This window comes from Nocardia bovistercoris (assembly GCF_015674855.1).
In the GTDB taxonomy this organism is placed as follows: domain Bacteria; phylum Actinomycetota; class Actinomycetes; order Mycobacteriales; family Mycobacteriaceae; genus Nocardia; species Nocardia bovistercoris.
In genome coordinates this window covers 701,189-714,151 of record NZ_JADMLG010000001.1, presented here as the reverse complement: position 1 = coordinate 714,151, position 12,963 = coordinate 701,189, and the positions used below count along the sequence as shown (strand labels likewise).

The following is a 12,963-nucleotide window of genomic DNA, read 5'->3' as shown; positions in this document are numbered from 1 at the left end:
TGATCATCAACGGTAACCGTGCGCGGCCCGGCGGACGCGGGTCGTGGCGACGCGGACCGCGAGTCGTCAGCTGGAATGGTTTGCGTCCGAGCCGAGAGGCGTGGGGGCGTGCGGACGAGTTGCGGCGTCTCGATGCCGCGTTGCCCGCCAGGCGAACTCGGCGCAGGCCGATCGTGGCATTGATCGGAGGTCAAGGAACGGGCAAGACCCACCTCGCCCTCTCTTTCGCGCAAATGCGGCGGAACTATCGGTGCATCTGCGTATTGATCGGCGGCACTATCGGTTTCGACGTGCAACTGGGTCAACTCGCGCGTCTGCTCCGGGTGACCGTCGATGACGGACAGTCCCCGAGCGAGGCCGTTCGCGAGGCCTTGGCGGCTCGTGACGGTTGGCTGCTCGTTTTCGACAATGCGAACCGACCGCAAGATGTCCTCGACGTATTGCCCGCGAGCGAAACCGGACATGTGTTGGTGACCTCGACGAATATCGAATGGCGAACACATTCCACGGCATTCGTGGAGGTACAGGGATTCGACGGTCGCAAGTCCGCGGACTTCTTGTCCGCTTACGGTGGCCTCGCCGCCGCGCAAGCGGCGAACCTGACAGAGATCATCGGGCTTGTCGACCCGGCGACGGCCGAGATCTCCTGCCTGCCCATCGTGCTGCGTGAGGTCGCAAACGCGATTTCCAGCGGTCAGCTGACCGCCGACCAATACACCCGCCGTCTGGCGAGGACGAGTGCCCTGGTTCTCTCGGCGAAACCGACGACATACCGGGATCAGGTTCGCATCGTGTGGCGAGCTCACATCGCCGGACTGGCCGAAACCAGCCCGCGTGGACTGGCGCTGCTCCATTTCGCCTGTTTTCTCGCGCCGCAGCGGCTCTCCTACGATGATCTGCGCGTGGCGGATAGTACAACGGAGCCGTTGCGGACGTTGCTGACGGATGCGGACGAGCGCACTGATGTCGCCAGTGAGTTGAAGAAGTTCTCCTTCGATTTCACCGACGGTCACGCTATCGGACTTCATCAACTGCTGGCGGATGTGGCCCGCGAACAGATGAGCGACAGCCAACGTCGGGATTGGGCCGAGGTGAGCACGGCCGTTATCGCGGCAAGTCTGCCACCGTCCACTGACGACCGGAGCGCACGTGCGGTCTACGATCGACTTGCGCCACATGTGATCGCCACCGCCCAACGCTCCGGCATCCCGTACAACGATATCGCCGCCGAATCGTTGCGGAGATTGGGTGTGTACTTCATCGAAAACGCGGAGGGGCGTGCGGCGGTTGATGCGCTGGACCAAGCCATGCGTATCGTTCGGCCTCGCAACGAGCATTTGGCTGTCCGGATAGCGATCGAGAAGGCCGACGCACTTCGACTTTCGGGTCAGCTCGACGACACTGCGGTGAATTTCGCGACCGAGACCTGTGAACGAGCGGTCCGAATACTCGGAGACGACGACCAGGACCGGTGGCGGACGCAGGCGGATCTCGGCCATCTCTTGTGTGAACGCGGCGATGGCGAGCGCGGATACCCCCTCGTGCGACAGGCTGCCGAAGGTCAGCTGAGTCGATGGATTCCCCCGAACCGGCTGGGCTGGATGATGATCGCCGACCTGGCGACATTGCGGTTCGATCTGACCAACGATCCGAACGATTCCGTCGTTCTTTTCGGAGAGCCCATTCAGATCGAGGCCATATATCGGAAGGTGCTCGCGGAGAGGCTCGGTGAACTGGGAGGAGACCATCCCGATACACTTCTCGCCCGCGCCAATCTCGCCTGGCTTCTTGCTCTCCGAGGCGACTGGCGTGCGGCCGATGAATTGATTCGCGCGGGCATCGAGGCCGCTCCCGCGGACCACTCGCGACATCTCGACCTGCTGGCCGCGCGGGTGATGGTGTACCGTGCGCGCGTCAACGACGCTTCGTTATCCGGCCATTGGCGACGTCTGCGGCGAGCACTGGATATCATCCGATTGAATCATATTGCCGGACAGGTGATTCAGGCGCGCACCCGCCGAGGTATCCAGGCGCGCGCGGCGGTACTCGATCTCCGATTGGTGGTGCTGTCCACCTACGTCGAAGCCGGTTACGCGCGTCTGGCCGAGCGTGCCTCGCGGCGGCTCATGCAAGAAGCATCCGAACACTGGCTGGCCAAAGGGGAGAACAGAATCCTGCTCGCCTATCTGGCGGCCGAAATCGATTGGCAACGCGCTCGCCACGACGAGGCTATTCGTCGCATGCGTACGTCGGTGTGGGAAGTGACCCGAATCGAGCCGACAACGCTCATGGCTCGACAGAGCACCTGGAAGCTGTCCCACTGGTATCGAGAAGTGGGTCGATTCGATGAAGCGGCTGTCGTCGTGACCGATGGCTTTCGCTGGCTGCTCGACCTGCCTCCGGAGACGCTGCCACAGGCCACAGCCACGGCCAGGCAGGAAATTCAAGAATTTATAGAGAGCCTCCACAACGCGACATCATCGCAAGGGTGATACGACCGCTACGGACAATGTCGCGTTCCGGAGGTCTTTTGTGCTAGCTGTCGATCAAAGTGGTGATCGCCTTGCCGATCAATGCGCCGACGGCGGCACCGGCGGCAGCCGCCGCCACAATAGGCGCGGCAGCCACCGCCGCCGGGATGACGACGGGCGCCGCCGCCACGGCCACCGGCGCCGCGACCATACCGGCAGCCCCGGTTAACGCTCTACCGCCGAATTGAAGACTCATGACAACCACGTCCTTTCCGAATCCCCGGAAACCGTGCCCGGCCCCTTACCAGGAATAACGCCACCCGCCGCACCCGGCGTTCCCGTATTGCGTAGGTACGAAGAAAGATTCGTGCAGCCGTGGTGTGTCGCAGACATTCTCCGGTCGGCGCGACGGTGCGGCGTAAGATTGCCGTGGGCCCCCTCCGACCGTGACAGCCTCGCGAGTCCGGCCGACATCTTGGCTGCGATCGGTGCACGATGAGTTCGCGCGCGTCGGGCCGTCTGCACCGGCGAGCCCGTACCCCTTCGGAAGGAAGTGTCGTGAACTGGACTCTCGAGGTCGTCATCGTCCCCGTGTCGGATATCGATCGGGCGAAGGTTTTCTACAGTGAGCAATTGGGATTCGTCGTTGATCACGACACGCGGGCGGGCGAAGGTGTTCGTATCGTGCAGTTGACGCCGCCGGGCTCCGGCTGCTCCATCGTCATCGGTGCGGGTGCGGTTCCGAAGATGGAACCCGGTTCGGTGAAGGGGCTGCAACTGGTGGTGCCCGATATCAAGCGGGCGCACGAGGAGTTGGTGGCGCGTGGCGTGGCGGTCACCGAGGTCCAGGTGCTGGGGGAGAATCCCTCGCCGACACCGGATCCTCTCGACAACGTCGGGTTCGTCTTCTTCGAGGATCCGGACGGCAACAGTTGGGCAGTGCAGCAGATCTCTTCGCGGGCGTCGTCCGTCTAGCGGGCCGACCGGTCGCGGCGTTCGGCTCGGTGCGGGTGCCATCGGCCGCCCTGGTCGGCGGCAGCGAGGAATGAGTTCGCCTGCGCGCGGTCGTGTTCACATCGTCGCGCTCGCGGTCGGTTCGGCGCGGCGCGGCTCGGGCGAGTCGGTCGCCTACGCGGCTCGGCCGAACAGGGTGGTATGCCCGCCGGGGTCGGACGCGACGCGGTGATGTGGCGATGGGCGAGACAATCGCTACGCTGCGGATCGGCGTGTCCGGTCGGGCACATGCCGGAGAGGAGAGTTCAGATGGATTCCGCGCCGCGTTCGGCGAAGGGCCGCCGTACTCGCGCCCGTCTGCTCGAGGCGGGTAAGGAGGTCTTCGAACGAGACGGGTTCCTCCAGGCCAGGATCACCGATATCGCCGCGCGTGCCGAGGTGTCGCACGGGTCGTTCTACCACTACTTCGACTCCAAGGAATCGCTGTTCCGTGAGATCGCCGAAGAGGTCGAGGTTCGGCTGGTGTCGATGGACGATATCGGGCACGACAGCGAGCACAGGGGCAGCCCGGTGGACCGGATCCGTGCGGCCAATCGTTCGTATCTGCTCGCCTATCGGCGCGAAGCCAAGATCATGCGGGTGATCGAGGAGGTCAGCCGATACGACGACGACGTGCGCGCGGTGCGGACCAAGCGCGACGACTATCTCGGCGTCCGCCTGGAATCGGCGATCGCGCGGCTGCAGGCCGAAGGCTCAGCGGACCAGCGGATCGACAAGCGTTATGCGGCATTGGCATTGGGGGGAATGGTGGCGAGGTTCGCCGAGAACATGTTCATCGGCGGCGGCTCCTACGACCTCGAGGTGGCCGTGGAGCAATTGACCTTGCTGTGGGCGAATTCGCTCGGCCTCGACGGGGACGTCGTGCGGGCGAAGCGTCCGAGCGCGGGCTCATAATTTCATTATTGACGTCGACCAATAATTTCTGGCAGGCTGATGTCCGGTGCGAGGAGGTGCCCATGGCCGCAGGTTCTGTCCTGCTGATCGAACAGGACGACGACGGTGTCGGACTGGTCACGCTGAACCGTCCCGACGCGCTGAACGCGGCGAACGAAGAGCTGCACGGCGCCATCGCCGCCGTGTGGAGTGAACTGGCCACGCGTTCGGACCTGCGCGCGGTCGTGCTCACCGGAGCGGGCAAGGCGTTCTCCGCGGGCGGGGATCTGCCGCTGCTCGACCGGATGACCCGCGATCTCGACCTGCGCGCGCGGATCATGGCCGAGGCGGCCATGTTGGTGCGCGATATGACCGGACTCCCGGTGCCGATCGTCTCGGCCGTGAACGGCCCCGCCGTCGGACTCGGATGCAGTCTGGCCTCCCTGTCGGATCTGGTCGTGATGACCGAGGACGCGTACTTCGCCGATCCGCACGTTTCGCTCGGACTGGTCGCCGGTGACGGCGGCGCGCTCACCTGGCCGTTGAACATGGGTGTGCAGCGCGCCAAGGAATGGCTGTTGCTCGGCGGCAGGATCGCGGCGCACGAAGCGTTCTCGTTCGGTCTCGCGAATCGAGTGGTCGCCCCCGGCGAGGCCGTGGCTGAGGCGAAGAAGCTGGCGCGAAAACTGGCGAACCTGCCGCCGCAGGCGTTGCGGGAGACGCGCAGGGTGCTCAATCAGCCGTTGGTGGCGCGCATCGACGCGGCCCTCGACGATATCCTCGCCGCCGAGACGAATTCGTTCGACGAGCCGGCCTTCCAGCGCAACCTCACCGCGATGATCGGCCGCTCCCGTGCCTGAGTCCCGTGATCGGCTCGCGCTCACCATCGAGGACCGCCGAGCCGTCGACGATGTGCTCTCGGCCTACGCGCTGCGCCTGGATCTCGACGATGTCGACGGTGCGGCGGCCTTGTTCGCCGAAGACGCCGAGTTCGTGACCTACGGTCGGGTGTTCGCGGGCCGCGCGCGGATCCGCCGCATGTTCGCCTCGGCGCCCAAGGGCGTGCACCTGGCCGGACGTGCCACGGTGACGCCGCGCCCGGACGGCGTCGACGTCACCATGCAACTGGTGTTCTTCCCGGCCGACCGGGCCCCGCATCGACTCGCCTGCTACGACGTGCGGATGCTCAGGGGCGAGGACGAGAGCTGGACGATCACCCGGATGGAGACCCGGTTCATGAACGACGAGGGCGCCTGGGCCACCGAGCCCTGATCTCCCGGTGCCCCGCCGAGCTCCTGGTGCCCCGCCGAGCCTTTGGTGCCCCGCCGAGCCTTTGGTGCCCCGCCGAGCCTTTGGTGCCCCGCCGAGCCTTTGGTGCCCCGCCGAACCGCTGGTGCCCCGCCGAGCTCCCGGTGGCCGCTGAGCTCTCGGAGGCCGCACTCGGACTTCGATGACGACGGCGCCGCCCTGTCCGTCGCCCGCGCACATGGTGGCGACGCCGATACCGCCGCTGCGGCGGCGCAATTCGTGCGTGAGGGTGGTGAGCATCCTGGCGCCGCTGGCGGCGATCGGGTGGCCGAGGCTGCATCCGCTGCCGTATATGTTGACGATGCTCTCGTCGATTCCGAGCTCACGGCACGCGGCGACGGGACCGACGCGAATGCCTCGTTGATCTCCCAGAGGGTGACCTCGGACCGGGTGAGTCCGGCGGGGGTGAGTCCGGCGCGCTCGAGGGCGGGGCCGATGGCGGCCGGACCGCCGTCGCCGATGTATTTCGGGTCGACGCCGACCGAGGACCAGGCGCGGATCCGGCCGAGGGCGGTGAGATCGTGCTCCCGCACGTGGCGAGTTCCTCGGCGGGGGTGTCCTCGAGCGCCCCCTTGCGCGCGGTGCCGATGGGAGTGCGGACCGCGCTGACGATGACCGCGTCTCATTGTTCCTCGATTCGCCGACTGTGTCGCAGGCGCGTCGGTGCTACATGCCCGGTGCGAGCAAGGGGGTGTTCGCGAGTTCTTTCTCGTTGATGACGCTCCAGCGCATCGTGTCCGGCAGCAGCCGGAACCCGTCGGTGCGCATGATCGAATCCCATTCGCGCGCCACGATTTCCGGGGTGAGGTCGATGCCGGGATGGGTGTATCCGATCGTCTCGCCGATGAACATGCGCGCGACGCGCCGCAGACCGCTGACGAACACCTCCCCGTTCACCGGGCAGGTTTCGTGACAGAGCAGGGCGACGAGCGGCGCCACCAGATCGGGGCCGCGGTCGGCGATGTCGTCGGGCGCCTCGATCCCGGCGTCGACCATTCCGGCGATCATCATGCGGGTGAAGGCCATCGGCGCGACCATGTTCACCTTGATGCCCGATTTCCGACCCACCTGCGCGAGACTGCGCCCGAGTCCGAGCACCGCCGCCTTCGCGACGCCGTAGGCGACGGTGTTGTCGGCGCCGAGCGCGCTGGTCGAGGTCGTGAGCACGACCCGGCCGTAGCCCGCTTCCGTCAAGTGCGGCCATGCGGCGCGGGTCACCTGGAACGAGCCTTCGATGTGGACCGCGAACTGCCTGCGCAACAGTTCGTCGTCCATCTCAGGGAACGCGTCGTTGGTGAAGATGCCCGCGTTGTTGACCACGATGTCGAGCCCGCCGAAGGTGTCCATCGCGGTCGCGACCAGCGCCCGAGCGCCTTCGGCGGTGGTCACGTCGGAGGTGTTCGGCACCGCGGTGCCGCCTCCGACCACGATGGCCTCGGCGCAGGCCATGGCGGGGGATTCGGCGTCGGAGTGCCCGTCCATCGCCACGCCGAGATCGTTCACGACGACCTTCGCGCCGCGCTCGGCCAGCAGTTCGGCGTATGCCCGCCCGATCCCGCGTCCCGCACCGGTCACGATGGCGACCCGCCCGGTGTAGTCCAGTGTCGTCTCGCTCATTCGGCGGTCTCCCGTTCCGGCGCGCTCGCGCGGTAGTGGCGGTTCAGTGCGTCGATGAAGTCGCGGGCGTGGACGAGGGCGAGTCTGCTGCCCGGCACTATGTTGTAGCCGTGCGGTCCGCCGGGGTGCACATGCAACTCGGTGGGAACGCCTTGTTCCAGTAGCCGTTTCGCGTACTCGATGTCCTCGGAGGCGAACAGGTCGAGCGCACCGACGCAGAGGAACGCGGGCGGCAGGCCGGTGACGTCGTCGACCCTGGCGGGTGCGGCGTAGGCGGGCACGCCGTCGATTCCCGGCTCGTGGCCGAGATAGGACGTCCAACCGTAGAGATTGTCGGAAGGCGTCCAGACCGCGGCGCCGATCTGCGGGTGCGGTGCGGCGCCGCGGGCGGTGCGGTCGTCGAGCATCGGATAGATCAGCAGCTGGAAGGAGACGGGAAGATCGCCCTCGTCGCGGGCGCGGATGGCGAGCGCGGCGGCGATTCCGCCGCCCGCGCTGGTCCCGCCCACCGCGATGCGCGTCGGGTCGAGGCCGAACTCGGCGGCGTTGTCGTGCAACCACTTCAGGACGGCGTAGCTGTCGTTCAGCGGTCCTGGCGCCGGGCTTTCCGGCGCCAGCCGGTAGTCGACCGATACGACCACCGCGCCCGTCTCGAGCGCGATTCGACGGCAGGTGAGGTCGTCGTCATCGGCGCTCCCCATCACATAGCCGCCGCCGTGGTGCCAGACCAGGGCGGGTGCGGGCCCGGTCCGTTCCCTCGGTGCGTAGTACAGGACGCGGACCTGGGGTTCGTCCTCGAGGCCCGGCGCTTTGCGCTCGGTGCGATCGACGGCCGGAAACAGCTGTGCGCCATCGGGCGCCGCCGCCATCCGGGAGCGCAGCCGTTCGCGCACCGCGTCGATGGTGCTCGGGCCGAGTTCGAACGCCGGGAACGCGCCGATCGCGGCGGCGATCTCGGGGTCGAGCAGATCACGGCTCGGCCGGGAGTCGGAATTCATCGTCGCTCTCTCTGTCTCTTCTGCGTCGCCTTCGGCGCCGCGGGTTCGCGGCCCTTGATGTCTCGCGTCCCAGCGGTCGATGCTTGCTCCTTCGTCGCTTTGTCTCGACCGCTGGGACGCGAGACGGCCGCGAACCATGCCTTGGATACCGGAATCCGGCTGTGGGCTCACGGATGTGGTTTCTCTGGTCCGGGCCAACGGGGTGAGACGGTCTTGCGGTCACGGGTGCGGCCTGGTGAAACGGATTACATCGAAGAGACCTATCGTGTAGTTGACATTAACATCGAGTCACAATTCTGAACAAGGGTTCATTTCGGGTGCGTCTCGGGTGGCTCTCGGCCGGGCCGGGCCTCAGGGGGATGTCGGTGACGATTCGGCCGCTACCGTTGTTCGCTGCGGGGGTGCCGATATGGCGATTCGCGCCGAAGTATGCTGTGTTCATCATGTCTAACGATGGTTCAGACCAGTTCGCGGTGATTCGCTCATTCGAGCGACTGGGTGTCTCATTGGTAGGGAGCGGGCGAGAGCGGTAATGGCGAAGTCGAGAGCAGGTACGAACGGACGCGCGAAGGCCGATGCGGACAACGGCATCGCCGAACCCGCCGCTGTCGCCGCGCGAGACGGCGACGCCGAATCGGCGTCATCGGTGCTGAGTCCCCGCGAGCTGCGCAGGCAGCAGCGCATCGAGATGTCCCGCGAACAGATTCTCGACACCGCCGAGGAAATCTTCGCGGAGCGCGGCTATCACAACACCGGGTTGAAGGAAGTCGCCTCCAAATGCGAATTCTCGGTGGGCTCGATCTACGCGTTCTTCGACAGCAAGGACGATCTGTACGAGCAGGTATTGATGCGCCGCAGTATCGCGATCGAATCGATTCAGGGCCTTATTCCCGATGATGTGCCCGCCGACGAGCGGCTCGTCGGGCTCGCCGAAATCCAGATCGAGCACGCCCTCGCTCATCCGGCGTGGGGGACGCTGTCCGCGGAGATCTCGCGGATGGCCCGATCCCGCGGCGCGGTGCTTCCCGAAGCGTGGATCCATTACAACCAGCGAGTTCTCACATTCCTCGCCGAGGTCATCGAGCGTGGACAAGCCGACGGCACTTTGCGTCCGGGTTCTCCGGTCGCGTTGGCGCGCTTGTACTTCGCCGTGGTGACGTCGTTCATCCTGGTGACCACCGTGGCCAAGACCACCGACGAGGACGGTTGGCCGACCGACACCGAGGAGTTCCTCGAATTCGTCTTCGACACCTTCAGCGCCCGCCCCCGGCACGTGATCGGGGGCTGACCGCGGGCCGTCCGGCGAGCCCGAACCGGCCGTTGTCCACTCTCGCCCACCTGGCCGAAGCGGGGTCGTGGAAACCCGCTGACCAGTATGATCGACGTCTATGTCAGCAGGAAATCCGTCCTCGAATTCTGGCGTCGGCCAGTCGGGGACGAACCCTCAACCAGCAAGATCGCATGCGAAGAAGAACGCCTTGGTTCGGGCGGCGGTAGCGCTGTGGCGCAAGAACGGATACGCCGCCACCACGGTCGCCGATATCAGCAGCGAAGCGGGGGTGTCCGAGGCGCTGTTCTATTTCTACTACCCGAGCAAAGAGGATCTGCTGTTCGAGCTGGGGGCGCAGTCGACCAGAGACGTGCAGATCGAAATCGAGCAGCGGCTCCGGGAACCCTATGAATTGGCGGACGTGATCGTCGCCGCGCTCACCGTCCTGGAGAAAGAGCTGCGTCTCAACCCGCCGGAGTTGATCATCGAAGCCGTGCTCGAGGCGACCCGGCAGGAACATCGAACTCAAGCGTCGCTCAAACCGTACAAGCGGATGTCGCCGTTGTTCGGCAAGCTCTTCGAGCGGGCGCGGGCGGACGGGAAGCTCTCCCAGCGCGTCGACGTCCGGCACCTGGCGACCTTGACGCAGGCCGTGGTCAGCGACGGCACCCGCCGCTGGGTAGCGGGCGCCTACGGCGACCGGTCCTACGCCCTCGCCATCAGCGATGACGTGAATGCCCTGGTCATAGGGTTCAACCAGTTGGCCGAGGCCGCGGGGCCCGACGACGCGAACGCCTAGCCTCGCCGCGACGATCCGCTGACCTGCGGAGTCGCAGCCACTGGAAGTTCATCTTTTCAAGTGCGATGCCATCTGCTTGAATGGCTGTTCAGAATATTGACGGCTATGGCGAAGCGGAGGCGACCATCGCGGTGTCATCGAGGCTCTGACGACACCGATGCGGCGCCGTCGCCGGAATGGAGAACGATGTCGGACTCGATGACCCCGCGGCGGGTGGCTCTGGTATCCGGTGCGGCCAGGGGGCAGGGGCTGGCCATAGTGCGGCGGCTGCGCGCCGACGGGCTCGCGGTCGCGGCCTGCGATATCCAGGCGGACCTGCTGCGGGAGGCGGTCGCCGCGTCGGCGGACGAGGAGATTCTCGCGCTGGCGCTGGACGTGACGTCGGAATCGCAGTGGGCCGAGGCCGTCGCCGCCACCGTGGAGCGCTTCGGCGGGCTGAACGCCTTGGTCAACAATGCCGGGATTCTGCATCGCAGCCCGCTCGAGGACGAGACATCCGATGGCTTCGAACGGCTGTGGCGCGTCAACTGTCTCGGCGCGTTCCACGGCATGCGTGCCGCGCTGCCGCAACTGCGGGCCGCCACCGATCCGGTCATCGTCAACACGTGTAGTACGGGTGCGCTGCGGCCCTTCCCGAATCACACTGCCTACGGTTCGTCGAAATGGGCGCTGCGCGGTCTGACCCAGATCGCCGCGGCCGAACTCGCGCCGCACCGGATCCGCGTCAACGCGGTGCTGCCCGGCGCGGTCTCGACACCGATGCTCGCCGACGACGTGCAGAGCAGACTGGCGGCGTCCATGCCCGCGCGGCGATTGGCCGATCCCGCCGAAATCGCCGACGCGGTCGCCTTTCTGGTGTCCGGCCGGGCGACGTTCATCACCGGCGCCGAGATCACCGTCGACGGCGGCCAGTCCTTGTTCGGCTGAACGATCTACGCGCGCTCGGGGTCGCGCAGCCGCGGCGTCAGCAGCGTCGGCCTTCCGGCCGCGCGGGCCGCGACCTCCTTGCGCTGGATCTTGCCGCTCTCGGTGCGGGGGAACGGCTCGTCCCACAGCACGACCTGCTCGGGCAACTTCCATTTCGCCAGTCCGGACTGCCGCAGTCGGCCGGTGATCTCGGCGAGTTCGGGTGCGGTCGGCGCACTGCATCGGAGGGCGAGCACGAGCCGCTCGCCGGTTTCCGGATCGGGCACCCCGTAGGCCACGCATTCGCCGATGTCGCGCAGCACGGCTGTCGCCGCGTCGATCTCACCCAACGAGATCTTCATGCCCTTGCGGGCGACGATCTCCTTCAGCCGTCCCGTGATGGCCAGCCGTCCCGCGGTGATGCGGGCCTGATCGCCCGTTCGCACCCACTCGCCGTCGAAGGTGTCGGTGTTGTGGTCGGGGTCGAGATAGCCGAGGAACCGGTGCGGTCCACGCACCAGCAACTCGTGGTCGACGTCGTCGCGGATCGCGATGTCGACGCCGCGCAGCGGCATCCCTTCGTCGGACTCGGTCGCGGCGGCGTCCCGGTGCACCGGACTGCACGTCGAGAACGGAACCTCCGTCGAACCGTAGACCCGGATCGGTTCGATGCCGTATCGCCGGACCGCCGTGTCGATCAGGTGGTGTGGAATCGCGGTGCCGCCGACGGCGATCGAGCGCAACGGCAGGCCGCGCAGTCCTTGCCGCTCGTATTCGGCGAACAACTGCTCGAGGATGACCGGCGCGCCGCCGATGACCGTGGCGCCGTGCTCGCGAACGCGCGCCGCCGAGGAGACCGGGTCGAAAGCGTCCTCCAGGATCAGCGTGGCGTGCGCGCTGAGTGTCATGTGGAGTTGGACGACGCCGGTGATGCTCGCGAGCGGAGTCGACAGGAAAGGGATGTCGTCGGCGCCGAAACGCAGTGCCTCGGCCATATTCGCCGATCCGCAGCGCAGGGTGTTGCGGCTGTGCACGACGCCCTTTGGCGTTCCGGTCGTCCCCGAGGTGAACATGACCACGGCCGCGGCGTCGAAATCGAGGAGGGTCGGATCGTCGATCTCGGCGCCCGCCGACACGGTCGAGATCTCCTCGAGGGTCAGCACGGGACCGTATTCCCGCAGTCGCAGCGATTCGGCATCGTGCGCGCGGGCCAGCGTCAGGCGCGGCCGGGTCGCGGCGTGTGCGTGCCGGAGATCGGACGCGCCGCAGCGTCGATCGAGCAGTACCGCCACGCAGCCGTGGTTGGTCGCGGCCAGGTATGCCGCGACAGCGGCGTTGCTCAGCGGCGCCACGATCAGGACCGCGTCGCCGGGACCGATGCCGGCCGCCGACATCCGGGCGCAGGTCGAGGCGACCACGTCGGCGAGGTGTCGGTAGGACCATCCGCCCCGGTTGTCGACGAGTGCGGTGCGGTCCGCGCCGGATCGGAGTTCGCGGTGCTCGGCCGAGCGCGGTCGCGGCGCCGACCAGTATCCCAACCGTCGATACTGTGCGGCGGTGGCCTCGGTCGGCGGTCGTGTCGCCGTGACGGCTACGGATCGGTCGCCTGCGGGGTCCGGGGCTGAATCCGAAGTCATTGCTCTGCTTGTCCTTTCGCCTTCGGCGCGATGAACCCGATGGTGGGTGATCCCTACCCGGCCGCGGTGC

Annotated in this window: 12 protein-coding genes and 2 pseudogenes; 9 read left to right on the top strand and 5 right to left on the bottom strand. The window is 66.8% G+C overall.

Annotation, left to right across the window (positions count from 1 at the left end; translation table 11 throughout):
- The first annotated feature begins 173 nt into the window (after positions 1–173).
- Entirely contained in the window at positions 174–2,492 is a 2,319-nt protein-coding gene (locus tag IT779_RS03250) for a hypothetical protein (protein ID WP_196147577.1), read from the top strand.
- A 43-nt stretch (positions 2,493–2,535) separates the two neighbouring features.
- On the opposite strand, the gene IT779_RS03245 is transcribed toward IT779_RS03250, so the two are convergent.
- Positions 2,536–2,727 (bottom strand): hypothetical protein, encoded by a 192-nt coding sequence (locus IT779_RS03245; RefSeq protein WP_196147576.1) that lies wholly within the window; start codon positions 2,725–2,727, stop codon positions 2,536–2,538.
- A 302-nt stretch (positions 2,728–3,029) separates the two neighbouring features.
- Between IT779_RS03245 and IT779_RS03240 the strand changes: the two genes are divergently transcribed.
- From IT779_RS03240 to IT779_RS03225, 5 genes and pseudogenes are all read left to right on the top strand, one after another.
- Positions 3,030–3,446, top strand: coding sequence for a VOC family protein (locus IT779_RS03240; protein WP_196147575.1), 417 nt, complete (start codon positions 3,030–3,032; stop codon positions 3,444–3,446).
- Positions 3,447–3,466: 20 nt separating this feature from the next.
- A pseudogene (locus IT779_RS37410) lies at positions 3,467–3,638 on the top strand (acyl-CoA dehydrogenase family protein); the annotation flags it as partial.
- A 96-nt stretch (positions 3,639–3,734) separates the two neighbouring features.
- Positions 3,735–4,379 (top strand): TetR/AcrR family transcriptional regulator, encoded by a 645-nt coding sequence (locus IT779_RS03235; protein WP_196147574.1) that lies wholly within the window; start codon positions 3,735–3,737, stop codon positions 4,377–4,379.
- Positions 4,380–4,441: 62 nt separating this feature from the next.
- On the top strand, positions 4,442–5,218 hold the full coding sequence (locus IT779_RS03230; protein ID WP_196147573.1) for an enoyl-CoA hydratase/isomerase family protein: 777 nt from the start codon (positions 4,442–4,444) through the stop codon (positions 5,216–5,218).
- Complete coding sequence (locus IT779_RS03225) at positions 5,211–5,630, top strand: nuclear transport factor 2 family protein (protein WP_196147572.1); 420 nt, start codon at positions 5,211–5,213, stop codon at positions 5,628–5,630. The genes IT779_RS03230 and IT779_RS03225 overlap by 8 nt, the downstream gene beginning before the upstream one ends.
- Positions 5,631–5,801: 171 nt before the next feature.
- Here the strand turns inward: IT779_RS03225 and IT779_RS03220 are convergent.
- The 3 genes and pseudogenes from IT779_RS03220 to IT779_RS03210 all read right to left on the bottom strand — a co-directional run.
- Positions 5,802–6,184, bottom strand: a pseudogene (locus IT779_RS03220) (acetyl-CoA C-acyltransferase); the annotation flags it as partial.
- Between the two features lie 148 nt (positions 6,185–6,332).
- On the bottom strand, positions 6,333–7,283 hold the full coding sequence (locus tag IT779_RS03215; RefSeq protein ID WP_196147571.1) for an SDR family NAD(P)-dependent oxidoreductase: 951 nt from the start codon (positions 7,281–7,283) through the stop codon (positions 6,333–6,335).
- Positions 7,280–8,281: an alpha/beta hydrolase gene (locus tag IT779_RS03210; protein ID WP_196147570.1), complete on the bottom strand. Its 1,002-nt coding sequence runs from the start codon at positions 8,279–8,281 to the stop codon at positions 7,280–7,282. Before IT779_RS03210 ends, IT779_RS03215 begins: the two co-directional genes overlap by 4 nt.
- A 532-nt stretch (positions 8,282–8,813) precedes the next feature.
- On the opposite strand from IT779_RS03210, the gene IT779_RS03205 reads away from it, so the two are divergent.
- From IT779_RS03205 to IT779_RS03195, 3 genes are all read left to right on the top strand, one after another.
- On the top strand, positions 8,814–9,569 hold the full coding sequence (locus IT779_RS03205; RefSeq protein ID WP_196147569.1) for a TetR/AcrR family transcriptional regulator: 756 nt from the start codon (positions 8,814–8,816) through the stop codon (positions 9,567–9,569).
- 190 nt (positions 9,570–9,759) lie between these two features.
- Positions 9,760–10,350, top strand: coding sequence for a TetR/AcrR family transcriptional regulator (locus tag IT779_RS03200; protein ID WP_232541357.1), 591 nt, complete (start codon positions 9,760–9,762; stop codon positions 10,348–10,350).
- A 186-nt stretch (positions 10,351–10,536) separates the two neighbouring features.
- A complete protein-coding gene (locus IT779_RS03195) occupies positions 10,537–11,277 on the top strand; it encodes an SDR family NAD(P)-dependent oxidoreductase (RefSeq protein ID WP_232541356.1) in 741 nt (246 codons plus the stop codon).
- Positions 11,278–11,282: 5 nt separating this feature from the next.
- On the opposite strand, the gene IT779_RS03190 is transcribed toward IT779_RS03195, so the two are convergent.
- Positions 11,283–12,893 carry a class I adenylate-forming enzyme family protein gene (locus tag IT779_RS03190; protein ID WP_196147567.1) on the bottom strand — a complete coding sequence of 537 codons (1,611 nt, stop codon included), beginning with the start codon at positions 12,891–12,893 and terminating at the stop codon, positions 11,283–11,285.
- Positions 12,894–12,963 lie beyond the last annotated feature (70 nt).

What these genes read in the sequence shown, in the direction of transcription:
- IT779_RS03245 (WP_196147576.1), bottom strand. Translation starts at nt 2,727, where the DNA reads ATGAGTCTTCAATTCGGCGGTAGAGCGTTAACCGGGGCTGCCGGTATG.
- IT779_RS03235 (WP_196147574.1), top strand. Translation starts at nt 3,735, where the DNA reads ATGGATTCCGCGCCGCGTTCGGCGAAGGGCCGCCGTACTCGCGCCCGT.
- IT779_RS03230 (WP_196147573.1), top strand. Translation starts at nt 4,442, where the DNA reads ATGGCCGCAGGTTCTGTCCTGCTGATCGAACAGGACGACGACGGTGTC.
- IT779_RS03215 (WP_196147571.1), bottom strand. Translation starts at nt 7,283, where the DNA reads ATGAGCGAGACGACACTGGACTACACCGGGCGGGTCGCCATCGTGACC.
- IT779_RS03210 (WP_196147570.1), bottom strand. Translation starts at nt 8,281, where the DNA reads ATGAATTCCGACTCCCGGCCGAGCCGTGATCTGCTCGACCCCGAGATC.
- IT779_RS03205 (WP_196147569.1), top strand. Translation starts at nt 8,814, where the DNA reads ATGGCGAAGTCGAGAGCAGGTACGAACGGACGCGCGAAGGCCGATGCG.
- IT779_RS03195 (WP_232541356.1), top strand. Translation starts at nt 10,537, where the DNA reads ATGTCGGACTCGATGACCCCGCGGCGGGTGGCTCTGGTATCCGGTGCG.
- IT779_RS03190 (WP_196147567.1), bottom strand. Translation starts at nt 12,893, where the DNA reads ATGACTTCGGATTCAGCCCCGGACCCCGCAGGCGACCGATCCGTAGCC.